18 protein-coding genes are annotated in these 23,790 nt (G+C 35.9%); 3 read left to right on the top strand and 15 right to left on the bottom strand.

Annotated features, from left to right (window positions below):
* Positions 1-51 precede the first annotated feature (51 nt).
* The 5 genes from ACY0M5_RS09865 to ACY0M5_RS09845 form a co-directional block, all read right to left on the bottom strand.
* Positions 52-2,451 carry an ABC transporter substrate binding protein gene (locus ACY0M5_RS09865; protein WP_461631639.1) on the bottom strand — a complete coding sequence of 800 codons (2,400 nt, stop codon included), beginning with the start codon at positions 2,449-2,451 and terminating at the stop codon, positions 52-54.
* A gap of 101 nt (positions 2,452-2,552) precedes the next feature.
* Positions 2,553-3,851, bottom strand: a complete 1,299-nt coding sequence (locus ACY0M5_RS09860) for an ATP-binding protein (RefSeq protein WP_461631638.1) — start codon at positions 3,849-3,851, stop codon at positions 2,553-2,555.
* Between the two features lie 12 nt (positions 3,852-3,863).
* Complete coding sequence (locus tag ACY0M5_RS09855; RefSeq protein ID WP_124991990.1) at positions 3,864-4,445, bottom strand: porin family protein; 582 nt, start codon at positions 4,443-4,445, stop codon at positions 3,864-3,866.
* Between the two features lie 189 nt (positions 4,446-4,634).
* A complete protein-coding gene (locus ACY0M5_RS09850; RefSeq protein WP_461631637.1) occupies positions 4,635-5,849 on the bottom strand; it encodes a C1 family peptidase in 1,215 nt (404 codons plus the stop codon).
* Positions 5,850-6,056: 207 nt separating this feature from the next.
* The gene (locus ACY0M5_RS09845) at positions 6,057-6,767 is read right to left on the bottom strand and encodes a cytidylate kinase-like family protein (RefSeq protein WP_124991988.1); all 711 of its coding nucleotides are present in this window, start codon (positions 6,765-6,767) and stop codon (positions 6,057-6,059) included.
* A 170-nt stretch (positions 6,768-6,937) separates the two neighbouring features.
* Here ACY0M5_RS09845 and ACY0M5_RS09840 point away from each other — a divergent pair, with 170 nt between their 5' ends.
* Genes ACY0M5_RS09840 through kdsA form a run of 3 tightly spaced genes read left to right on the top strand, consistent with a single transcriptional unit; the run spans position 6,938 to position 11,094 of the window.
* Positions 6,938-8,914 (top strand): tetratricopeptide repeat protein, encoded by a 1,977-nt coding sequence (locus ACY0M5_RS09840; RefSeq protein ID WP_461631636.1) that lies wholly within the window; start codon positions 6,938-6,940, stop codon positions 8,912-8,914.
* 30 nt (positions 8,915-8,944) lie between these two features.
* Positions 8,945-10,219 (top strand): replication-associated recombination protein A, encoded by a 1,275-nt coding sequence (locus tag ACY0M5_RS09835; RefSeq protein ID WP_124991986.1) that lies wholly within the window; start codon positions 8,945-8,947, stop codon positions 10,217-10,219.
* Positions 10,220-10,275: 56 nt separating this feature from the next.
* Positions 10,276-11,094: a 3-deoxy-8-phosphooctulonate synthase gene (gene kdsA / locus ACY0M5_RS09830; RefSeq protein WP_461631635.1), complete on the top strand. Its 819-nt coding sequence runs from the start codon at positions 10,276-10,278 to the stop codon at positions 11,092-11,094.
* Between the two features lie 77 nt (positions 11,095-11,171).
* Here the strand turns inward: kdsA and ACY0M5_RS09825 are convergent, their stop codons facing one another.
* From ACY0M5_RS09825 to ACY0M5_RS09780, 10 genes are all read right to left on the bottom strand, one after another.
* Entirely contained in the window at positions 11,172-12,953 is a 1,782-nt protein-coding gene (locus ACY0M5_RS09825) for an NADH-dependent [FeFe] hydrogenase, group A6 (RefSeq protein WP_461631634.1), read from the bottom strand.
* Positions 12,954-13,010: 57 nt separating this feature from the next.
* On the bottom strand, positions 13,011-14,204 hold the full coding sequence (locus tag ACY0M5_RS09820) for an NADH-ubiquinone oxidoreductase-F iron-sulfur binding region domain-containing protein (protein WP_101310357.1): 1,194 nt from the start codon (positions 14,202-14,204) through the stop codon (positions 13,011-13,013).
* 47 nt (positions 14,205-14,251) lie between these two features.
* On the bottom strand, positions 14,252-14,719 hold the full coding sequence (nuoE, locus tag ACY0M5_RS09815; protein ID WP_101310358.1) for an NADH-quinone oxidoreductase subunit NuoE: 468 nt from the start codon (positions 14,717-14,719) through the stop codon (positions 14,252-14,254).
* Between the two features lie 344 nt (positions 14,720-15,063).
* Positions 15,064-16,140, bottom strand: coding sequence for a butyrate kinase (gene buk / locus ACY0M5_RS09810; RefSeq protein ID WP_461631633.1), 1,077 nt, complete (start codon positions 16,138-16,140; stop codon positions 15,064-15,066).
* Between the two features lie 340 nt (positions 16,141-16,480).
* Complete coding sequence (locus tag ACY0M5_RS09805) at positions 16,481-17,821, bottom strand: serine hydrolase domain-containing protein (RefSeq protein WP_461631632.1); 1,341 nt, start codon at positions 17,819-17,821, stop codon at positions 16,481-16,483.
* A gap of 383 nt (positions 17,822-18,204) precedes the next feature.
* The gene (locus ACY0M5_RS09800) at positions 18,205-19,491 is read right to left on the bottom strand and encodes an adenylate/guanylate cyclase domain-containing protein (RefSeq protein ID WP_461631631.1); all 1,287 of its coding nucleotides are present in this window, start codon (positions 19,489-19,491) and stop codon (positions 18,205-18,207) included.
* Positions 19,492-19,723: 232 nt separating this feature from the next.
* Positions 19,724-20,842, bottom strand: a complete 1,119-nt coding sequence (locus tag ACY0M5_RS09795; protein ID WP_461631630.1) for an ABC transporter permease — start codon at positions 20,840-20,842, stop codon at positions 19,724-19,726.
* A 47-nt stretch (positions 20,843-20,889) separates the two neighbouring features.
* The gene (locus ACY0M5_RS09790; RefSeq protein WP_461631629.1) at positions 20,890-21,996 is read right to left on the bottom strand and encodes an ABC transporter permease; all 1,107 of its coding nucleotides are present in this window, start codon (positions 21,994-21,996) and stop codon (positions 20,890-20,892) included.
* Positions 21,997-22,119: 123 nt separating this feature from the next.
* The gene (locus ACY0M5_RS09785) at positions 22,120-22,866 is read right to left on the bottom strand and encodes an ABC transporter ATP-binding protein (RefSeq protein ID WP_124991979.1); all 747 of its coding nucleotides are present in this window, start codon (positions 22,864-22,866) and stop codon (positions 22,120-22,122) included.
* Positions 22,863-23,789, bottom strand: coding sequence for an ABC transporter ATP-binding protein (locus tag ACY0M5_RS09780; RefSeq protein ID WP_461631628.1), 927 nt, complete (start codon positions 23,787-23,789; stop codon positions 22,863-22,865). Before ACY0M5_RS09780 ends, ACY0M5_RS09785 begins: the two co-directional genes overlap by 4 nt.
* Position 23,790 lies beyond the last annotated feature (1 nt).

The following is a 23,790-nucleotide window of genomic DNA, read 5'->3' as shown; positions in this document are numbered from 1 at the left end:
TATTTTTTACAGTACTCTCCTCTTTCGCCAATCAATCTTCACTCTACAGCTTTAACTATTTTCCTTCAATTTAAAACGTAAAATAAAACTTGCCCCGCCATCTTCATTATTGTAATCTGATATTTCTCCCTGAAATCGATCAATAAATGTTTTTACGATCGCCATCCCTAAGCCACTGCCGCTTTCATTTCCTTTGGTTGTAAACAAAGGATCATATATTTTCTCTCGAATGTTTGATTCAATGCCTGTTCCATTATCATGAATCTCCAAAACTCCATGCTTAGAATCCTGATAAACATTCAATTTAATTTTTTTATTCTCTTTCTGAATTTTATCCAAAGAGTGAATTGAATTTACAATCAGGTTGACTACAATCTGTTCAAATTGAATGTAATTTGCGTACACATTTACTGCATTCTTTGGCAGATTATCCATTAATTCGATGCTATGATCCGACACCTGCCTTTTTACCAAGGATAAAGACCGGTTTACACCTTCCACCATATCAACAATCTCTTCCTCTGAAATGTGAGGCTTCTCCCAAAAAGTCCGCATGTGCTTAATTATGGAATCAATTCTTGATGTTCCCTCAGAAATAGTTTGAATTTTTCTTGTAAACATCTCAGGCAGCTGTCCCGGATTTCTTTTTTGCCAAAACAATACACTGTCCGCAGTTATTTTAATTGTGTTTAAGGGCTGATTAATTTCATGTGTTATTCCCGCAGCCATTACACCAATGGAAGCCAGTCGTGATGACTGCTCCAGCATTCTTAAGGCTTCGACATTCTTTTGTTCTGCCTCAATTCTATCATTCATTAAAGAATTCCGTTCCCAGGCATTCGCAATCATATTTACAGTCGAAAAAAAGATACTAATCTCGTCCCGGGTCCAGCTATGAGCTTTATTTTGAGCAAATCCCATTAAACCTACCACTTCATTTTCAACCATTACCGGAAGCAAAACAACAGCGCCAATATTTCTTCTGCTATAATATTCCTGTTCTTTCTGTGTTAAATTTGACAAATCGCGGGATACAATACTTTTATTCATTTTAACCCGTGAAATAATTTCATCAATTTCGGAAAAATAGAACTGATTAACATCCTTTATATTTTTCCCTTTTAAAGAGATCCTGCTTTTAATTTTAACTCCGGTATTGGTTGAATCTTTTAACGAATAAAGACTTATTCTTGCTACATTCAATTCGTCGGTCATCAATTTCAAAACATCATCCAGTACGCTCTTAAAATCTTCGGATGCATTCAATAAACGTCCTATTAAACCAATTAAACGCTCATGCTTTACGGATATTTTCAAGCGGTTTTGCTCAATAATTAAAGCTTTTTCAGCCCTAATTCGTCTTAAAATAGCTCTTGATAAAACCAAAATAATAAGTGCTGCCAGAAATGTAATCCCACCAATTAAATGAATCCATTCTTTATTCTCACTATAAAAAGACTGAGGTGCATTTACCAGTAATGTTTTATCAGGAAGCAGCTTCTCACTAATCCCGAAACGCTTAATTTCATTATAATTAACAACATACTTATCCAATGGCTTACGATAAACAGGAATTGAGTCGGCAGGTATTCCCGAAACAATCTGATCAATCATAGTGGCAGCCATTTTTCCATGAAGACGTCCGCTAACAACCTTTCCACCAACAACACCATCGTTAATCAGAAAAGCCCAGGTAATAAACACCGGCACTTTACTTTGAGGAACGAACAAATCTAAATTATCCTGAAAACTGATAAACCTGCCTTTTTTATCCTTATTAAATGTCAAAAGTAAAATACACGTGTCTCCTTTAATGCTGCGAACATTTTCCTCCAACTCATCAACTGCCTGATCCTCGAAATAAGTAAACTGTAGTTTCGATTCATATTTTTTCGCCAAATCGAGCAGGGCAAGCTTATTTAATCTGGCCGTAGTGGTTTTATCATCATTAATAACAACAAGGTGTTTTGTATTAGGCCGGGTTCTTAGAATCAAATCAATAGCTCCATCCCAGTCAACCTCTTCGGCAACACCTGTAATATTATTTAATCCCTCAATCATTTCGTCTTTAAAATGATTAATGCCACAAAATACAATGGGGGTATTTTTGAAGAACTTTTCTCTATTCTCTTTCACAAAAGACAAAGCATTATTATCTGAAACGATAATTGCATCGTACTTTTCGCGCTGTAATTTTAAATCGTAAAGTTCAGTTATTTTATCAAGATACTCTTTGGAAGAATTCCTTTTGGTATCCATGTATTCATAGTCCAGTTCAAACTTATTTCCTAAAGAATCCATCACCTCCCGGATTCCAATATTAACATTTTCAGTCCATTTTAAGCCTTGATGATAAGAATGCAAAACAAGAATTTTCTTTCGTTCAATCGAATAAGCATTAATCGATGCAAACAAAAACAATAAAAAGAAGATGTACTTTAAATACTTCATACAAGAATCTTTACTAAGAGAATAAGAAAGCCCTAAAGTATAACAATGCAACTCAAATAAAGAATACAAACAGATGTTACGTGAAATGTTTTAAGAGGTTATTATAAAGAAGATAAAGATACGGGAAGTGAAAACTTAAAAGAACTACCTTTCCCCGGTTCACTTTCTACCCAAATGTTCCCATTGTGCATTTCAATAAATTCTTTGCACAATATCAGCCCCAATCCTGTTCCTGTTTCATTTTCAGTACCCGATTTCATCAATTGTTCATCAATTCGAAATAGTTTTTTCTTTCCCTCAGAATCAATTCCAATACCTGTATCAGTCACCCAAATCTCAACCTTATTAGGCGTAACATGTGATGAAACGGTGATACTGCCACCTCTTGGAGTAAATTTAATGGCATTGGATACCAAATTACGAACAACGGTATTTATCATGTTAGGATCAGCTGGAATTCTTAAATCCTCATCAATTACTGCTTCTATATTGATCTCCTTATTTTCTGCGCTCCCGGTATGCAAAATCACAACCTCGTTCACCAAATCCCATAAATCTATTTCTTTCGGTTTCCATGCGATGGCACCAGTCTGCATTCGCGACCAGGTTAACAAATTTTCTAATAAACGAAAAGCCTGACGAGCAGACTGGTTGATAATTCCGGAGAAAGTTTTTACTTGTTCCTGAGACAATTCATCAGCATTTTCGACCAGTAAATCGGAAGCTCCAATTAGTGAAGCAAATGGATTTTTTAGATCGTGAGCAATAATGGAGAAAAATTTGTCTTTGGTAGCATTCAAACTCTCCAATTCTTTCCGTTGTTTTTCAATGGTAGCCTTTTGTTGAGTTAATTCTTCCTCAAGAAGATCTTTTACCACCATTCTTTTCCGAATGTTCCGAAGAGGATTAAGAATGGTATCAATTATCCGAACATCAAATTCTTCTTCAAGCAACTGAATATGATCATCGGTAATTCGAAGAAGTACAGAATCGCTTTTGGCACTTGCAGAAGCCGAACGTGTTTCTGTTTTTATCAATGCATACTCACCAAAACTTTTCCCTTCCTTCAGCTCAATAAAAATATGCCCTTCGTCATGAATCTGAACACAGCCTTTTGCAATAATAAATACGGCTCCCCCCAAATCCCCTTTTGAAAATATCGTTTCCCCTTTCGCAAAATTAACTTCGTCCACAATCCCAGCTAAAAACTGAAAAGATGCAACATCCTGTTCTGCAAGGAAATCCAGAACTCTTAGAAGGTCTAACTTTTTTTCGGGACTTAGTAACATGACTGAAATTTGTTTTAAACGAAGATTAGAAGAAACGTAAATATAGCAATTACAAAAAATATTCAGCACAAAAAAAAACTGCTGATCAAAATCAGCAGTTTTTAATATCATTAATAAAGTAATTTAGAAGATTTTAAATCCTAAAGTTACATTTACCATATTTTGCTTTAGGTCATTCGCAACATCAGAAAAACCAACTTCATAATCAACATCCAAAGTTAATTTCCAAACATCAACACCGGCACCAAATTTTGCATTCCAAACAGCACCTTTAAAATCTCCATCTAATTTTCCTTCTACGCTACTTTTAAGACTATCGTCAATTTTAAAAGATGCAACAGGTCCAGCAAATGCTCTTAATTTGAATGCTGGCAATTTTACAATTTTGTAACCCAATAACATAGGTATATCCAAACTCTTCGTTTTAATATCATACGATTCTCCAGGAATATCAAGTTGAGATTTTCTGGACACATAATTCAACTCTGGCTGTACATACCATTTATTCAAATTAATTCGTAAAAATGCTCCAAGCATCATTCCGTTATCGGCTTTTTCTTTAATTCCTGATACCCCTCCCATATCAGTATCAGCTTTGGTGCTAACCAATCCTGCGTGTAAACCAAAATTTACCGGCGAAGATAATTGTGCGAACAATGCGCTTGAAAACATACAGATTACTGCAACTAAAAAAATCTTTTTCATAATTAATATCTTTACATTCAAGTTATTATAAATCCCGTTAAACGTGGATTTTTATTTCATTTATCAGTAATAAACAGCCACTAAGATAAAGAATATTAGCATTCATATAAAACAAATGGTCTACAAAGATGTAAAAAACAAAAACCCCGGCCAATTGACCGGGGTTCAAATATTATAATTATTAGGCAATTACAAGCCCAATTTCTTTTTCATTTCTTTCGTCAATGCATCTTTATGAATCATAAAAGACATTGTTTTATACGCAACAAACGGATAAGAAGCATAAAAATACCCATCGTAAGGATTATTATCAGTACCCCATGAGTTCTTCACAATGAAATATTTGTTGTCTTTTTGATCTTTGGCAATTCCAACAATATGCATTCCATGATCATCAGTAGTGTTGTAATTATCGAACGCTTCCTGACGCATTTCCTGAGTAATTACTTTTTCAGTACCAGGCTCATCAAAATCAAATAATTTATCATCTTTTTCTTTTTTCGAAAGATTTTCCCATTTAGAAATCTCCGAATCAGTCATGTTCTTTGTATCTACCCCCGGAACAATTGCAACACCTTTTCGGTATGCAAAACCTTTTTCACTTACATCAGAAGCCCAACCAATTGTGTAACCTTTCCTAATTGCACCTTCCATGATTTCCATCATCTCATTCATTGGTACATTGTATACCTCATTCCACAACCAGTTATCAGGCACCTCAATAATAAATTTCTCATAAAAAGGATGGTGAGTATAAGAAGTTATTTCGATATAATCATCAGGATTCACACCAACAAAGTCCTTGGCAAATGATTTTGGAGTATATTCCTTTCCTTCATAATCGAACTTGGTAGGAAGTTCTCCTAAATAAGCATCCAATATTCCATCAAATCCTTTGTGCCAAACCGGCGTAAGTTTTTTGTTTTTATTTTTAATAACCGCCTCAACATAATCATTCAAAACAACATCCAACTCTCCATGTGTGTGTCCTTCTTCACCATAATTTAAGCCTTGGTAAACACTCTCTGGAACAATACCATAATTTTTCATCACATAAGTTACATCGTGAAATGCACCTCCGCCACCAAAGTTAAATTTGCCATTTAATCTTACATGCTTAATCGATTTATCTGAATAACAGTTATAAACCACAAACATTTCCGACAAATCAGTTTCTGGTTTTCCCATTCTAATCATTTCTGATTCGATAAATGATAATCCTGAAAATGACCAGCAGGTACCAGATCTGTGTTGATTTTTTACAGAAGTAGCAGGTAATCTTTTAACATCAGTAAAAACATAACCTTCTTTCTTCTCCTCTTTTTCTTTTTTCTCTGCTTTAACTGTGGTAGACAGTAACATGCCTGTAGCTAAAAGCAATACGCTAAGGAATTTAATTTTCATCATATTTTGCTTTAATATTCTCTTTTCAAACGGTTGCAAAAGTAATAAAATCACGATTACAAGCAAGCCAACAGCCTGTTTTCATTCATTTTTTCGATGAAATACTATCAATACGAGTTATATTAACTATAAATTAAAAATATAGCGCATAAAAAAGAGAAATCAACCTAAAGTTAATTTCTCCAAAAAAATTACATTATTCCCTTTTTATCTCATTACGATGTGTTTGCCAAGCACTCCTTTCATCTCCATCATATGAATACTCGCTTCAGCAATCATCTCATCTGATAAATTTTTCGAGTTATAAATCACATCAAAAACGGTAGTGGAAAGAGGTTCTTTATTAAAATAGTTTCTTAAAATCTCTCTTTTCTTATCAATCTCCTTTGCATAAGACAACATTTCATTCATACTCAACTTGTAAATTTCCTGCAATTGTGCAGCTCTCCATTCCAATGGAGCATGAAGCTTAATATGAAACGACCGTTCAATATTCTGTGTAAGAACGACTCCCCCTCTACCAATTATAATGCAGTTCCCTTTGGATGCTAATGCCCGAACAACATCCGAAATAGTCTTTTTAATCTTACGGTCACTTTGATAATATTTACTCGACAAAGCGGCTAAAATTTCATCCCAGGTAGATTTTTCCTTCGAATTAAAAACATATTCAATTTTCTCAGGCGCTAAATTCAATTCTTTTGCAGATTGTTCAAGAATTTCCTTGGTTAAGCAAGTCCACTTATTCCCCGTTTTTAGGGTAAGCTTTTCCGCCATTATATTTGCAATATTTATTGCGGTGCAGCCACACTCCCGTGAAATAGTAACTACCGGTCCTTCACAAAAAACACCCCTTCGGGGATCAATTATTTTGGATTGAAACCGATTCTCCATGTACTTTAACAGAATATTATTCATTTCAACCTCCTATAATTAGTTTAAGCTCTATTCTTAATTTAAGGCTTTTTAAGAAAAAATGGAAATCATTTGGCGTGTTTTTTGTTATATAGAGTGATTATTTAAAAGAAGGAGTATATTATTTCTTAAATTTGTAATCCGAATAACTTTTACTCATAAAAACATATAGAATGCCCAGAATAACTCTTTTGATTCTCTTCCTATTCAGTTTAACCTCTTCTGAGCTTAGCGCACAATTAAACACCGAAAATATATTCGATAAAGGTAGAAGTGCTATTCAGTTTGATGATTATACCGAAGCAATCACAAAGTTTAATGATATTATTCGGGTTAAGCCATACCTTCCCGAGCCGTTTTTTTTTAGAGGACTGGCAAAATCGCAGCTCGAAGATTTTAACGGTGCAATTGTTGACTACACAAAAGCTCTGGAATTGAATCCAAATTACACTTTTGCTTATCTATATCGGGGCATCGCCCAATATCAGTTAAAAAACTACCAGGGAGCTTTAAAAGATTTTGAAAAAGCTTTGGAATTCAAACCTAACAATGCGAATATCTATTTCAGTAAAGCGAACAGTTTAGCTGCTCTTGAAAAATTCAACGAAGCCAATGCCAATTATTCAAAAGCCATTCAAATAGATCCTGAGTTAATGGGTGCCTATCTTAACAGATCAATTGTCCGCGATAATCTTGGAGATACAGATGGGGCAATTCAAGATTGCAGTAAAGCCATTCAACTGAACGAGTTTTCGGCAGATGCATTTGGAAATAGAGGCTATTTAAAATTCAAGAAAAAGGAATACGATGAGGCCATTAAAGATTACGACCGGGCTCTTAAAATAGAACCGGAAAACACACGGGTAATCATGAGTAGAGGGATTGCCAATTATGCAAATAAAAATCCCAAAGGAGCTCTTGAAGATTACAATACGGTTCTGGAGTTGGATCCAAACAATGCACACTGTTATTACAACAGAGCTCTACTAAAATCTGAAATTGGTGACTACAATTCAGCCATTGAGGATTTTAATAATGTTTTGGAAATGAATCCTGATAACATGCTTATTTATTTTAACCGGGGATTTGTTAAAATGGACATTGGAGATTTTAAGGGGGCTATTGCAGATTACACAACAGCTATTAAAATTTATCCTGATTTTGCAAAAGCATATTTGGCAAGATCTTCGGCAAAACGACAATTGAATAATATTGATGGTTCAATTCAGGACAGAAATCAGGCTTTGCTCATTATCGAGCGCTATAAAAAAATGAAAAATGAAGGAGCCATGTCGGCCTTTGTTGATACAACTGAGAATTTCCAAAAACTAATCGACTTAAATTCAAGGGAATCCTTTACCGAGGACATCATTAAAGGTCGTGTTCAGGATAAATATATTACCATACAGTTAGAAGATAATTTTCACATTACTCACCTGGATCTTGATACTTTACGGGCCGGTAAGGTTCAATATTACGATCAGGCAATAATGAATTACAATCAAAAACAAAATTACAATCCGGCATTTACAATTAATAACAGACATTTTAAATACCCTAAGAAAATAATTGACGAACAAATTGCGAATGCCAATTCTAAGATTGAAGCAAAGAATGCCGATGGCTACTTTCAACGTGGAACCTACTATCTGTTAGACAAGAAATTTAATAAGGCAATTGAGGATTTTAGTATCGCAATTGAGAATAAAAGCGATTTTTGCTTTGCTTATTTCAATCGTGCGAATGCATCTGCAGCTATGACTGATTACATTCAATCTATTGGTGAAACAGGAGAATCGTTACTTAATCTTGATCCGGAACAAAAGAAAAAGAAAAAAGAGACAATTGTGGATTACAGCAGTGCTATTGCCGATTACACAAAGGCAATACAACTCGATCCATCCTTCTTGTTTTCCATATACAATCGAGGTAACGCATATGCCAAATCGAAACAATTTAAAAAAGCTATTGCCGATTACGATTGGGTGATTCAACTGGATCCTAATTTTACTGAGGCATACTATAACCGAGGTTTGGTCTATCTATTTCTTGATCAGAAAGATCTGGCTTACGAAGATTTAAGTAAGGCCGGCGAATTGGGCTTAATTGATGCTTACAACGTAATTAAAAGATACTGCAATAAAGACTAGACCAAGCATAACAAACAGAATACAAAATACATGACTCCCAATCAACCCTTAGCTGAACGATTACGCCCCACTGATCTGAAAAATTATCTAGGTCAAAAACATTTGGTCGGGGAAAACGCCGTTTTACGTAAAATGATTGAATCAGGCAATGTGTCCTCATTCATTTTATGGGGACCTCCCGGTGTTGGTAAAACAACTTTGGCCAAAATCATCGCCAAACAACTCAACCGGCCATTCTATACTCTTTCGGCTGTAAATTCGGGAGTAAAAGATGTGCGGGAAGTAATTTCCAAAGCTGAAAAACAAAAATTCTTTAATACTCCGAATCCCATTTTATTTATTGATGAAATTCATCGATTCAGTAAATCGCAGCAGGATTCATTATTAGGAGCTGTTGAAAATGGAACCGTAACTTTGATTGGAGCAACAACAGAAAATCCATCCTTCGAAGTTATATCTCCCTTGCTTTCAAGATGCCAGGTTTATGTGCTAAAGGCTCAGGAGAAAGCAGATTTGGAAGCCCTGATTGATTATGCAGTTGCCAACGACAGCTACCTAAAAGAAAAAGAAATTCTTACTCCTGAAAAAGATGCTCTGCTAAAATTTTCAGGTGGGGATGCCCGAAAACTTTTAAACATTCTGGAATTGGTTGTGAATTCTCAAAATACCACATCAATAAGCATTACCAACGAAATGGTGACCAGAGAGTTGCAGGAAAACCCCTCGATGTATGATAAGGATGGAGAACAGCATTTCGACATTGCTTCAGCTCTCATAAAATCAATTCGTGGCGGAGATCCTGATGCTGCTGTGTATTGGCTGGCCCGAATGATAGAAGGAGGTGAACAACCAAAATTCATTGCCCGAAGACTGGTAATATCCGCAAGTGAAGATATTGGACTGGCAAATCCGAATGCCCTTTTGCTTGCAAATGCCTGTTTTCAATCGGTTAATTTGGTTGGAATGCCTGAATCACGCATTATTTTATCCGAAACAGCTATTTATCTGGCAACTTCACCCAAAAGTAATGCCTCCTACATGGCAATCAGCAGAGCTCAGGCATTGGTTAGAGAAACTGGAAATTTACCTGTGCCACTTCATTTACGAAATGCTCCAACCAAACTAATGAAAGATCTGGGTTACAAAAAAGACTATTTATACTCCCACGATTATCCGGGTAATTTTGTGGATCAGCAATACCTTCCGGATCAAATAAAAACTCAAAGATTGTACATACCACAGCAAAATGCTCAGGAATTAAAAATTTGGGAAAGATTAAGAAGCTGGTGGAAGAACAGGTTTTAATTTCTGCTTAAACAAGCAAAAATTGTTACTTTTGCCCAAAATAAATTTAGAACATCATGATAGAAAATATTCCAAATATAAAACATACAGAAAGTGGTAACTTCTTTCTTTTGGCCGGTCCTTGTGCCATTGAAGGTGAAGAAATTGCTATGAAAATTGCTGAGCGAATTGTTCAGATTACTGATAAGCTTGAAATCCCTTTCATTTTTAAGGGATCATACCGGAAAGCAAACCGATCCAGATTAGATTCTTTTGCAGGTATTGGTGATGAAAAAGCTTTGAAAATCCTGAAAAAGGTAAGCGATACTTTTGGCGTACCTACTGTTACAGATATTCACACTGCTGAAGAGGCCGCAATGGCTGCAACTTATGTTGATGTCTTGCAGATTCCTGCTTTTTTATGCCGCCAAACTGATTTACTGGTTGCTGCAGCAGAAACAGGAAAAGTTGTGAATATTAAAAAAGGCCAGTTTCTTTCTGCTGAATCGATGAAATTTGCTGTAAATAAAGTGCGCGAATCGGGAAATAACCAAGTGATCTTAACAGATCGAGGAAATATGTTCGGGTATCAGGATATGATTATAGATTACAGAGGAATTCCTGTGATGCAAGAAAATAATTGTCCTGTGGTTTTGGACATTACTCACTCGTTACAGCAACCAAACCAAACAAGCGGAGTTACCGGCGGTCGCCCTGAATTAATCGAAACGGTTGCCAAAGCAGGTATTGCTGTTGGTGTGGATGGAATCTTCATCGAAACTCATCCTGATCCGGCAAACGCAAAATCGGATGGAGCCAATATGCTTCATTTGGATTATTTAGAAGATTTATTAACAAAACTGGTTGCTATTCGAAAAGTGATCAATCAATTTTAAATACAAACAAAAGATCCGGCCACAACCGGATCTTTTTTTTACTTACCAATAACCACTCATTAGTCTTTAATTAAACACTAATACTGTTCCCTCTTCACATAAGAAGTATGAAGAAGTTTATGTGATTTATGACTTAGAGGCTCATCCAAAAACTCCTTATAAATCTGAACAATTTCAGGATTTTCATGAGATTTTCGAATTGGAAGATTTCTATCCTCTTCGTAAAGAGCATTCATCCTCTGCAATCGAATTTCATTATCAACAGGGAATGGTTGACCGCCACCGCCCAAACATCCGCCCGGACAAGCCATTATCTCAATAAAATGATAGAATTTATCGCCTCTCTTAATTGCTTCCAGCAATTTATGAGCATTCTCGAGACCATTAGTTATTGCACATTTTAATTCGGCTCCTTCCAGAAAATTCCACTCTTCAACAGCTCCCTCAATTTTAACAGTTGCCTCTTTTACTCCTTCCAAGCCACGAACCGGAATAATCTCCAAATTATCAAATGGAACTTCGCGGCCTGTAACTATCTCGTAAGCCGTTCTTAATGCAGCTTCCATAACACCGCCAGTAGCACCAAAAATAGCCCCTGCACCAGAACCGACACCCATTATTGAATCAAAAATTTCATCATTTAATTTTTCGAATTCGATACCTGCCTGTTTTATCATTACAGCTAATTCCCTAGTAGTCAACACAAAATCAACATCCTTATAACCGCTGTCTTTCATTTCAGGACGATTTGCCTCAAATTTCTTAGCCGTACAAGGCATAATAGAAACAGATACGATATTCTCCGGCACAACATTTACATTTTTAGCGTAATACGTCTTTGCCAAAGCACCAAACATTTGTTGCGGTGATTTACAAGTAGAAAGATTAGGCAGATACTCAGGATACTTATGCTCTATGTATTTTACCCACCCCGGAGAACAAGAAGTAGCCATTGGCAAGGCAACATCAGGATCATCATCCACAAGTGCCCGCTTTAATCGGGTCAGCAATTCAGTTCCTTCCTCCATAATGGTTAAATCAGCGGTAAAATTGGTATCCAGAACGGAATCAAAACCCAATCTTTTTAAAGCAGAAACCATTTTGCCTGTAACTCGGGTTCCCAGTCCTAAACCCAATTCCTCTCCTAATCCAACACGAACGGCCGGAGCTGTTTGTACAATAACATGTGTATCCGGATCTGCGAGCGCATCCCATACTTTTTCTACATATGATTTTTCGGTTAATGCGCCCGTGGGACAATGAACAATACACTGACCGCAATTGGTACAAACAACTTCGTCAAGCGATCGATCGAAAAATGTAGAAATCTTCATCTCAGATCCTTTATGAGCAACCGCAATAGCTCCAACACTCTGTATTTCCGCACATGTTCGAACACATCTCTGACAACGGATACACTTGCTGTCATCCTTCTCAATTGCAGGAGAAAGCCTGTCAACAGTATAATTTTTATCCGGTACCAAATCAATAAAATCCTGATTTGTGATTTGATATTCTGCAGATAATGCCTGCAATTCGCAATGCCCGTTACGATAGCATTTTGTACACTCTTCTCTATGCTCTGTGAGTAAAAGCTCAATAATATGCTTGCGGCAATTTCTTACCTTTAAAGTGTTTGTATTGATCTCCATCCCCTCTGCAACAGGAGTGGCGCAGGAAGCTACTAATTTATGATTACCCACTTGCTCGACAACGCAGACTCTGCAGTTTCCTGCTACACAAAGGTCTTTGTGATAACAAAGCGTTGGTATTTTTATATGGAGATGTTTTGCTGCCTCGAGTATGGTCTTATTTTCCTCAACACTAACAGCAATTCCATTAATTGTTAAATTCACCATGTTTGACATATCAATTTCAGTTTAAATTGTTCAAAATTCAGATTGGTTATTTTCTTACTAATAAATCATCTCCTCGCGGAAATTTTCTACAATAGACGAAAACGAATTCGCCACCGATTGACCCAATCCACATTTAGCTGTCAACTTCATGGTTTCAGTTAATTTAAGTAGTTGATCGAGATAAGAGGTTGGTTTTTCGCCACGTTTAACCGCTTTAATTCCTTTTAAAAGCTGCTGACAACCAACCCGGCATGGAGTGCACTGTCCGCAAGATTCTTCCTCAAAAAATTCAAGATAATTATTAAGAACATTATACATGGATCGTGAACTATTAAAGATCATCATGGATCCTCCTGTAGGCAAGGATATACCAGTTAATTTCCCCTCGTAACCAATAGTCGTTTTTCCAAAACGCTTACGCGGAACCAAAAAACCCGAAGCACCACCAACCTGCACGGCCTTGCAATCGCCATCGCCAAAATCATCAACAAAGTCTTGAACTGTCATCCCCAATTCCAACTCATAAATACCCGGTATTGGAGTATCTCCGGACACGGAAAACACCTTAGAACCACGAGAATCCTTAACTCCAAGATCTCTAAACTTTTTGGCTCCAAATTTTAATATTGTGTACGAATGTGCCAGAGTTTCCACATTATTAACTACTGTAGGTTTTCCTTTAAAGCCATTCACACTAGGAAATGGAGGTTTATTTCTAGGTTCCCCTCTTTTGCCTTCCATGGATTCAATCAAAGCACTCTCTTCACCACAAATGTATGCTCCGCTTCCTAAAAAAATTTCAACCCGGAAATCCAATCCCAACTCATCCAATATATCATGAAATTTTCTTAGCTCTTTCTTTAAATCAGGAACTAAGAATTTATATTCTCCTCTTAAATAAATATAGCCTTTTTGTGCTCCGATTATTTTGGCACACATAGCCATGCCAGAAAGAACCTTATGAGGTACTCTAGTTAATATTTCCCTGTCTTTAAACGTTCCCGGTTCTCCTTCATCTGCATTACAGATTACATATTTTTCTTTTTCTTTAGATTCAGCAGTCAGTTTCCATTTTAATCCTGTTGGAAAACCTGCCCCGCCTCTGCCTTTAAGACCAGAATTCACCATTTCATTCACAATTTCCTGGTCAGATCTTGACAATGCATTTCGAAGAATCTCTTTACAATCATCATCATTATTAAAGATCAAATCGATTCTATGAAGTTGTTTTTTAGTTGCTGTTGTTGTCATACCTAAGGGTATTTAGATGTTAGTTTTGCTTTGTTAGGTTTTGATGTTTAATTTTTCTCCTTGTACTCACGCAGAATATCCACAACTTTCTCCGGACTTAGCTCTGTATATACCTCATCGTTTATTAACATGGCAGGAGCCTTGTGGCACCACCCCAAACAGTTTGTTTGAAGAATGGTAAATTTTTTATCGATTGTAGTTTCACCAACTTTAATTTTCAAAAAATTCTCCAATGCGAGAACAATTTGATTTTTCCCCTTCATTGCACACGTGATGGTTTTACATACACGAATTACATACTTCCCTCGTGGTTCAATGTCCAGAAAAGAGTAAAAACTTGCAGTTCCATAAACATCTGCAGCAGGAATACTCATTTCCTTCGAAATTTTTAGAATTGCTTCCTCAGAAAGAAATCGCTCCTGATCAATCACTCCTTGTAATATTGGAAGCAGATTTTCGCGGTCTTTCCCGTGTTTGGAAACCAAATCCTGCACTAATTTTTCTTGAAAATCCATAAAGTAATGGTTTAAGAGTTAATATTAATAGAGTTTCTCTTTGAAGATAAAAAAAATAAAGAAATTTTTCTCTATTTAATTCTACCAACTCTAACACAACACATTAAACGTTTTACTGAAAAAATCAACATCACATAATATATCGAAATCAACAAATACCCTATAAAATATAATATCTTAACAAATAAATTCATATAATAATTTTTCTTTATATTCAACAGACAATGCTGTAAAACATAGCTAATTTGAATTTAGACTTCTTTTAAACTGCAGTTTTTCACATACAGCACAAAAAAAGCCTTCGGTGCATTACCGAAGGCTTTCTTTATTAGACTGTTATATTATTAACAATATTCACGGGGCTGAATTTCGCCGCGCAGAACCATATATCCATTCATTGCCAATGCTTTCATTTCATCTTCTCCGGGATATATAACCACAGGAGCAATAAAGGAAACCATTTCTTTAATATAATTTACCAAATCAGGATTATGAGCAATTCCACCAGTTAGAAGAATTCCATCCACCTTACCTTTTAAAACTGCTGCCATTTCTCCAATAGATTTCCCAACCTGATAGGACATAGCATCCTGAATCAATTTTGCATTTGCATCACCGGCTTTGGCTTTTAACTCAACATCATAAGCATCATTTGTTCCTAAATGAGCAACCAAACCTCCTTCACCTTTGATCATCTTTTTTACATCTTCAAGGGTATAGTCTCCGCTAAAACAAAGTTTTGCCAATGCTCCGGCAGGAAGCGTACCCGATCTCTCAGGAGAAAACGGTCCTTCACCATCTAAAGCATTGTTTACATCAATTACTCGTCCTTTACAGTGAGCACCTACAGAAATTCCGCCACCTAAGTGAGCAACAATCACATTAATTTCCTCATACTTTTTATCAACCGACTGCGCAAAAGCCCGGCCAATTGCTTTCTGATTCAGAGCATGAAAAATAGACACTCTTTGAAATTCCGGATGCCCAGATATTCTGGCAACATCAATCATTTCATCAACAACAACCGGATCTGCAATATAAGCTTTCGCTCTTGGTAATGCCTGAGCAATATTATCGGCTATTAAACCACCTAAATTACTCGCATGCTCTCCAAGAACACCAATTCTTAAATCTTCTTTCAAGCGCTCATTTACCGAGTAAATTCCAGATTCAATTGGTTTTACCAATCCTCCTCTTCCAACAACAGCTTCGATTAAATCTATTTGAATTTCTGCATCTACAAGCTCTTTCATAATAATATTCTTACGAAATTCGAACTGTTCAGAAATTTTACCAAACTGAGCCAATTCTTCGTTCGAATGTTTTATATTTTTCAAAAAGACAGATTTATCTCCTTGAAATACAGCGATTTTAGTAGATGTGGAGCCAGGATTAATAGCTAAGATTCTACGAGTTTCCATTTGTTAAGTATGTTTGTGTTTGTGTATTATTCAATTTGAATGCAAAAATACCAAACTTGATTAGAATTCAATACCATTTAATGACATTTTACTTCAATCTATCTAATTAGTTTGATTTTTAGTAATAAATTATCACAAAACCCACCACTTTATTGAAAATACAAAGAAAGGATCTAATTTATTTGAGTAATCAACTAAATCGCATAAGTAAACCACATTACACAAATAACAACGAAACCTTTCAATGAACAATTAAAAAACACGACGGGTACTCAAATGAAATTTGGGAGCAATCAAAAACTAAATTTACTCTGAAAAAGAGAACGTGGAAAAATTAAATTTAGCTCCAATCTTGATAGGACGGCAATTTATCAAGAGCAATTACCTCTTGGCGGGCTTCAAAATGATTAAAAAGATCATGATCCGGCCATTCCTTTACCGACCTTAAAAATTGAGTCATCAGCACACTTAAATCCTTAGTAAAATCGGATCCGCGCCAAGTAGAACTATTTGTAATGATTACATAGCTTACGCCATTTTTATAGTGCTTTAACAAAGCTGAACTTCCTGCTAAAGTACCGGTTCTCCACCATGTACCATCACCTCGGGTTCCTTTCCAGCCAATTGGGCTATGCCCAAGCTTATTTGGCGTAGTCATATATTTTATGCTTTTCTTGGAAAGAATGTCTGGAAGAGTATCATCACCATCAATGGCCATCATAAATTTAATCAGTTCAGCGCCCGATGCAATCCAACCTCCCGCACCTCCAAGAACTTCCAAATTATTTCCACCATTGCTTCTAAAAACAGTTTTTCCAGATCCGTCAAACGAAGAAATTTTAATCGCATTAGACTGCTCGTAATAATTTACCTCATTAGGGAAGTGATCCTTTTGAAGGCTTTTCCCTAAATGCATATCAAAAATTCCCGAAGGATTTAAAATATGAGTTTGAACATATGCCTCATAGGGTTCTTCAGCCAGTTTCTCAATTACTTTCTCGAGAATAGCGTAACCCAGGTTAGAATAACTCCCTCTGGTTCCGGGTGTAAAGCTTAATCTTCTTGATAAAGCAAACTGAATCGTAGTTTGAGCATCGATTGGTGGTTCAACATTCATTTTTTTCGCTATCGCCAAAGGCAAAAACATTGGATCTCCGTATTTGCTTGAAAATCCAGATGAATGACGCAGTAAATGCTCCACAGTAATTCTTTTGGTTCGCCTATCCTTAATGTTGCTATACGCCTCATCATTCAGAATACCATGTTCCCCAAAAACGTAATCATCTAAATGTAATTTACCTTCCTCCTGCAATTTCATAATTGCTGTTGCAGTAACCAATTTAGAAACGCTCGCAATTCGAAACAAACTGGATGGCACAACCTCTTTCTCTTTATCCACATCAGAATAACCATAGCCTTTCGCAAAAACCAATTTACCATCTTTAACAACAGCAACAGTTGCGCCTGCTACTTCCCACCTCCTTAAAAAGCGATTTAGTATTTTATCAGCCCTTTTAGTTTGATCGCAATCAGATAATTTATTTGAAATTCTATGAGACACTGCTTCGATACTGTTATTGATCGGCACAGCGGGAGATTCCTGTGTAGAGAAACTTAACGTCTGGTCAAGAATAACCAGAACGACAACGATAATTATTGATACTAATCTTCTTACAATCATTAAATGTAATTTGATTCAACTTGTTATATTTCAACACCACAACTCATCTCAGCAACAAGCCAGTACATTCTTTCTACTATTAAGAGTACAAAAATGTTTATATTTTTTCGTAATACCATTCTAAATTAGCCTCTATTTATAGATATTAAAAATAGGGATTTTTATCACAAATATAATTTATTTAATCATCAAAACAAGTCAACTGAACAAAATCAAGCCATATATAAAAGTGTAGGATCATCTGCTTTAAAGCAATCAGAAAAGCATAATTATGAATAAAATGGTATTTAAAATGAAAAAAAACAGAATAGAAGCTGTTTTATACGCGAGGATAAAAACAAAACTGAAGTTGCTTGATGTCAGGAATGCTGATTTTTAATAAATTATACCACCTGAAACAATTCAATTTTTTCATCAATTCCTTTCATCTTAATTTTTCCAAGATTAATTAAAGTATTACGATTGCCATTTAATTGATCGGCGACTGCCTTGCTCACTAAAAATTGTGAATCGAATTGCTTATTCAACTGTTCTATCCGGGAAGCTATTATTACATTTTTGCCCGCAATGGAAAATTGTTTACGGATTTCATTCCCTATATTCCCCGTAATTACTTCGCCACAATGAAGACCTATACCAACACGGGTTTTATCACCGTTTATTTCATTCCTGCAATGATTAATAACTTCGACTATTTGAACACCAGCACAATATGCATCAACCACATGATTTGGATTTTCAACTGCAACACCAAAAGAAGCCATGAATCCATCCCCCAATATTTGGTGAATAATTCCATTATTCTTCTCGATAATCCGGATAAGAGGATCAAAAATTGCATTTTGAAATTCGATAGTTTCTTCAGGGCTTTGCTGATCGGCCATTGATGTGAAATTACGAATATCCATGAACATAATAGATCCTGTCATTTTTTGCCCCACCTTATCATTTTTATGCAGAATCAATTCTTTCGCTATATGTGTTGATAACTGCTGACCAAGAAGAGATTCCATTTCATTTTGATCATCTTTTGCTTTCAGCAGATTATTCACCCTCTTTCGTATTTCTGCAGCAACCACGCCTGCAATTATTCCTGCTGACAATAAACCCATACTCCTCATCAAATAAATTTCAATCATTTGCTCAACATCACCAACAGGTTTCAAAAATTGTATCCCCCAGTAAGAAACACCCCAATATCCAATGCAAGCCAATATGCCGGCCCCCAGGGATATCTTAAAATCAAGATGCATTGCCGACAGCATCAAAAGCAAAAAATAAAAAGTAAGCCCATCGTATTCCAACAGCAAAAGTGAGTTGTCATATTTTATTGCATTAAGTAGAATAACGGCAGGTAATCCAAACTCCATAATTAAATTGGGAATCAAAACTTTCTTAGAAATGGAGCGCTTGTTTCTAATGAGCCAATTCATCCGGATAAACACAAAAATTTCGAACAAGAAAAAAATCATCCACCAAAAGAGCATCGAATCAACAAACTTTTTGTTATTCAAAGAGGCTCTCAATAAATTAGGACTTAAATGATGCAGCACTGGAATTAACACAGAGCTGATTAGGAAAAGAACTAAAATAATGCCGGCCCGCTTCCTTTCAATTTTAAGAAACTCCAAATGTAATGGCTCATGAAATTTATAATGTTCTGCAAACATGATGGAAGATTTAAATAGATCTCAAAATAAAATTATATTGACAAAACATGAAATTGGAAATAGGTTAACGCCACATTTTTACCGGTAAATAATTCCCTGTTTCAATAAATTCAACATTCAACTTCAGTAAAATAGAGTGATCAGTTAACTCATCCAATTTACAAGCAGACTATAATCGCACAAAGTCAAGACTTTGTAAGCTTCCTTCAGAATTAGACAAAAACCAACGTTATTAAGCAACCTTTCGATACCGATTTACAGCAATCCCTAGTATTGAAACAGCGTACACTCCCAGAATACCTAACTCCTTTGCAACATCCATAAATCCGGATCCCTTCAGCATAATCATTCTAATTATTTTAATGAAATAAGCGACAGGATTTAAATAATTCAGTTTTTGTCCCCACATGGGCATACTATCTGTGGGCGTAAACAACCCACTCATCATGATAAAAATAATCATGAAAAACCAGGCAATAAACATAGCTTGTTGCTGCGTATCGGTTTGGGTTGATATTAATAAGCCAATTCCTAAAATAGTAAGCAGATAAACAAATGCAACTAAATAAATTAACCAAACCGAACCTAAAATTGGAATTTTGAACACAAATGCAGCAAGTAGTAAACCAACTCCCAGTTCAAAAAAACCAATCACTAAAAACGGGATTAGCTTTCCTATAAGGAATTGATATTTTTTAATTGGTGTCACATTAATTTGTTCGATAGTCCCAATTTCCTTTTCGCGCACAACATTCATTGCAGATAAAAACAAGCCAATTACAGTCACCAATAAAACCAGAATTCCCGGCAGCATATAGGGAATGTATTTCATTTCAGGATTAAACAAAAAGGAATATGTATTTTGAACCAAATGAATTCCGTTGTCTTTTCCTACAATCTGAAGTTTAGCTTTGAGTTGCAAATTATATTCCTGTATTACCGATAAAATATAGGCATTGTATAATCCGGCAGCACTGGCATCTATTGCATTTACCAACACCTGAACCTCTGCAGGTTCTTTTTTATCCACCAACTTTCCAAAGCCATTTTCAAAAACCAGAATCGCATCAACATCGTCCTTTAAAAGCTCATCTTCAGCGTTATTAATCGAAAAATCGATATCCTTAACAGTAAAAAAAGGAGAACCGTTAAATTTGGAAATCAGTTCACGGGAATGGCTGGAAAGATCTTTATCAACAACAAACAGATTGGTGTTTTTCATTTCGTAAGTTGCTGCAAATACCAATACACAAAGCTGAATAATTGGCATAACAAAAATTACAGGCAACATACTCTTGTTTCTAAAAACCTGAAGAAACTCTTTTTGTAATATGAATTTTATAGTGCACATCTTTTATTTACATTGCAGTTAAAAATAAATTTAAATCTCGGTGGGTATTACTCCAATCTGATTTTAAACTTTTTGACGCTAAGACCAATGAATCCAGCAGTCATTCCAATAAGAATTAAGGTTTCTTTCCAAACAAATTCAAATCCGGATCCCTTTAACATGATATTTTTAATGATTATAATGAACCATCGTGGTGGAATAATATGACTGATGATTTGCAGAGGTACAGGCATATTCCGTAAAGGGAAAATGAAACCTGAAAGCAAAATTGTCGGCAGCATTAATGCAAACATAGAGAGCATCATAGCAACCTGCTGACTGTCCGAAACTGTTGAAATAAAGATTCCTAAAGAAAGAGCCATCAGAATAAACAAAAGACTCTCTGCCATAAGTAAGGCGAAACTACCCAAAACAGGAACTCCAAATACAAAATAGCCCATTCCGACAATTACCAAAGCATTAATAAACGATAAAAACAGATAAGGCGTAACTTTCCCTAAGATGATTTGCAAAGGACGCAATGGCGAAACCAGCAAAATCTCCATCGTTCCCATTTCTTTTTCACGTGCTATAGATATAGAAGTCATCATGGCAGAAACCAACATTAAAATGGTGGCCATAATTCCCGGAACAAACATGTATACACTCTCCATGTTGGGGTTAAAATACATTCTTGTTTGAGGACTTATTTGACTGGGAACTATCTTTCCTTTATTAATTTCCAGATTGTAATTTTGAAGAATTCCCTGAAGATAATTCACCTCTAAACTAGCCATATTCGGTTCCGACGCATCAGTCAATATTTGCACCGAAGCTTTTGATCCTTTAATAAAGTTTTTTCCGAAATCAGGCTCAAACACCAAAACCAGCTTCGTTTCTCCTTTTCGGAAAAGCTCATCTACCTGTGCAATACCATCCAGACTCTTAACAAGTTTAAAATAACCCGAAGAGGTTATTTTATTAATGATTTCAGATGTATATTCATCTTTAGAATGATCAACAACAGCCATTTTAACATCTTTAAGGTCGTTGGTAATAACAAAACCAAAAAGCAGCAACTGCACAATGGGCATTCCAAATAATATCAGCATCGATCTTTTATCGCGAAAAATGTGATAGAATTCTTTTTTCAGAAAACCGATAAATCGTTTCATGTGTTTATAATTTGATTTTTATTTGTCACATGGAACACCCAAATTGCAACCATATCCCTCTGTGTAAAGCCTTTTAAATGGGTGTTTCATCTCTTTATATTTTTAGTAAATCCGTTCAGATTTTTACTCTTTGTAATTACTTTTTCTTGCCAAACGAAGAAAAACCTCATCCATATCTTTGGCGTCGAATTTATTTTTAAGCCCTTCCGGTGTATCCAATGCTTCAATTCTTCCGTCAACCATTATTGAAACCCGGTTACAATACTCTGCCTCATCCATATAGTGAGTGGTTACAAAAACGGTAATTCCATTTCGGGAAGCTTCGTAAATCAGATCCCAAAACTGCCTTCGGGTAACCGGATCAACCCCTCCGGTTGGCTCATCTAAAAACACGATTTCCGGATTGTGAAAAATAGCAACAGAAAAAGCCAGTTTCTGCTTCCAACCAAGTGGCAGTTCACCAATTCTTTTATTTCGGGCATGAACCAAATCCAGTTTTTTCAACAAATCATCCGATTTCAACTTGATATCCTTCAATGACATCCCATAAATACCGGCATAGAAACGAATATTCTCAAATACCGTTAAATCCTCGTACAATGAAAACTTTTGACTCATGTAACCAATATTTCTTTTCAGTTCTTCCCTTTGTTTGTAAACATCTAAGCCGGCAACCATTATCTCTCCGGATGTTGGATACGAAAGACCACACAAAATTTTCATTGCAGTTGTCTTTCCCGCTCCGTTTGCACCCAAAAAGCCAAAAATCTCACCCTGATATACATCAAATGACAAATCATCATTTGCTGTAAACGAGCCAAACTTTTTAGTCAAATTTCTTACTGATATTACTTTTTTATCTGAATTCATTTCTGAACAGTATTTTGTTGACTCAAAGCCATAAAACAATCCTCTATACCTGCCGCAATTTGTTTAATTTCAATATGATCCTGCCCTTTCGATTTCAAATAATCTTTCAAATCTGAAAGGACAACAACATCCCGAACATCTGTATAATGAACACTTTGGCCAAATAAAAAAACAGAATTAACAAATGGATAAGCGCGTAAATTCAACAAAAGCTGATAAGTATCTTTTGCCTCAAAAGAGTACAAATCTTTTTCGAAACTGGCAATTATACCAGATGGACTATCCAAACTTAGAATTTCGCCTGATTGCATAAGCGCAACCCGCTCGCACAAATTTGCCTCATCCATATAAGGAGTGGCCACAACTATAGTGATCCCTTTTGATTTCAAACCTTTCAGCATTTGCCAAAACTCACTTCTCGAAACAGCATCAACACCGGTTGTAGGTTCATCTAAAAGCAATATTTTTGGCTGATGAATCAGCGCACAGCAAAGAGCCAGTTTTTGCTTCATTCCGCCCGATAATTTGCCCGCCGGTCTGTCCTTAAATGGTTCAATCTGCACCCAAATATCACGAATCATGTCCATATTGTCTTCAATTCGGGTATTGAAAACTGTTGCGAAGAAGTTAAGATTTTCCAAAACCGTTAAATCCTGATAAAGAGAAAATTTACCCGGCATATAACCTAATATATTTCTAATATGCCTGTACTCCTTCACCATCTCGAAACCGCACAATGCTGCTGAGCCTGAATCGGGAAGCAAGAGAGTCGCAAGCAAACGAAACAATGTTGTTTTACCTGCCCCATCCGGTCCTATTAATCCGAACAATTCTCCCGATTTAATATTCAGATTAATTTCTTTAAGAGCTGAAACGTCACCGTAAGATTTCGATAAATTATTTATGCTAACAGTAGAGTTCATA

Source organism: Labilibaculum euxinicum (assembly GCF_963678175.1).
In the GTDB taxonomy this organism is placed as follows: Bacteria; Bacteroidota; Bacteroidia; order Bacteroidales; family Marinifilaceae; genus Labilibaculum; species Labilibaculum euxinus.
Note: the sequence above shows the minus strand (reverse complement) of the source record. Positions and strands in the feature narration are given on the sequence as shown.

What these genes read in the sequence shown, in the direction of transcription:
- ACY0M5_RS09865 (WP_461631639.1), bottom strand. Translation starts at nt 2,451, where the DNA reads ATGAAGTATTTAAAGTACATCTTCTTTTTATTGTTTTTGTTTGCATCG.
- ACY0M5_RS09800 (WP_461631631.1), bottom strand. Translation starts at nt 19,491, where the DNA reads ATGTTTGCAGAACATTATAAATTTCATGAGCCATTACATTTGGAGTTT.
- ACY0M5_RS09835 (WP_124991986.1), top strand. Translation starts at nt 8,945, where the DNA reads ATGACTCCCAATCAACCCTTAGCTGAACGATTACGCCCCACTGATCTG.
- ACY0M5_RS09780 (WP_461631628.1), bottom strand. Translation starts at nt 23,789, where the DNA reads ATGAACTCTACTGTTAGCATAAATAATTTATCGAAATCTTACGGTGAC.
- ACY0M5_RS09790 (WP_461631629.1), bottom strand. Translation starts at nt 21,996, where the DNA reads ATGAAACGATTTATCGGTTTTCTGAAAAAAGAATTCTATCACATTTTT.
- kdsA (WP_461631635.1), top strand. Translation starts at nt 10,276, where the DNA reads ATGATAGAAAATATTCCAAATATAAAACATACAGAAAGTGGTAACTTC.
- ACY0M5_RS09855 (WP_124991990.1), bottom strand. Translation starts at nt 4,445, where the DNA reads ATGAAAAAGATTTTTTTAGTTGCAGTAATCTGTATGTTTTCAAGCGCA.
- ACY0M5_RS09845 (WP_124991988.1), bottom strand. Translation starts at nt 6,767, where the DNA reads ATGAATAATATTCTGTTAAAGTACATGGAGAATCGGTTTCAATCCAAA.
- ACY0M5_RS09795 (WP_461631630.1), bottom strand. Translation starts at nt 20,842, where the DNA reads ATGTGCACTATAAAATTCATATTACAAAAAGAGTTTCTTCAGGTTTTT.
- ACY0M5_RS09860 (WP_461631638.1), bottom strand. Translation starts at nt 3,851, where the DNA reads ATGATATTAAAAACTGCTGATTTTGATCAGCAGTTTTTTTTTGTGCTG.
- ACY0M5_RS09805 (WP_461631632.1), bottom strand. Translation starts at nt 17,821, where the DNA reads ATGATTGTAAGAAGATTAGTATCAATAATTATCGTTGTCGTTCTGGTT.
- ACY0M5_RS09820 (WP_101310357.1), bottom strand. Translation starts at nt 14,204, where the DNA reads ATGACAACAACAGCAACTAAAAAACAACTTCATAGAATCGATTTGATC.
- ACY0M5_RS09850 (WP_461631637.1), bottom strand. Translation starts at nt 5,849, where the DNA reads ATGAAAATTAAATTCCTTAGCGTATTGCTTTTAGCTACAGGCATGTTA.
- nuoE (WP_101310358.1), bottom strand. Translation starts at nt 14,719, where the DNA reads ATGGATTTTCAAGAAAAATTAGTGCAGGATTTGGTTTCCAAACACGGG.
- ACY0M5_RS09785 (WP_124991979.1), bottom strand. Translation starts at nt 22,866, where the DNA reads ATGAATTCAGATAAAAAAGTAATATCAGTAAGAAATTTGACTAAAAAG.
- ACY0M5_RS09825 (WP_461631634.1), bottom strand. Translation starts at nt 12,953, where the DNA reads ATGGTGAATTTAACAATTAATGGAATTGCTGTTAGTGTTGAGGAAAAT.
- ACY0M5_RS09840 (WP_461631636.1), top strand. Translation starts at nt 6,938, where the DNA reads ATGCCCAGAATAACTCTTTTGATTCTCTTCCTATTCAGTTTAACCTCT.
- buk (WP_461631633.1), bottom strand. Translation starts at nt 16,140, where the DNA reads ATGGAAACTCGTAGAATCTTAGCTATTAATCCTGGCTCCACATCTACT.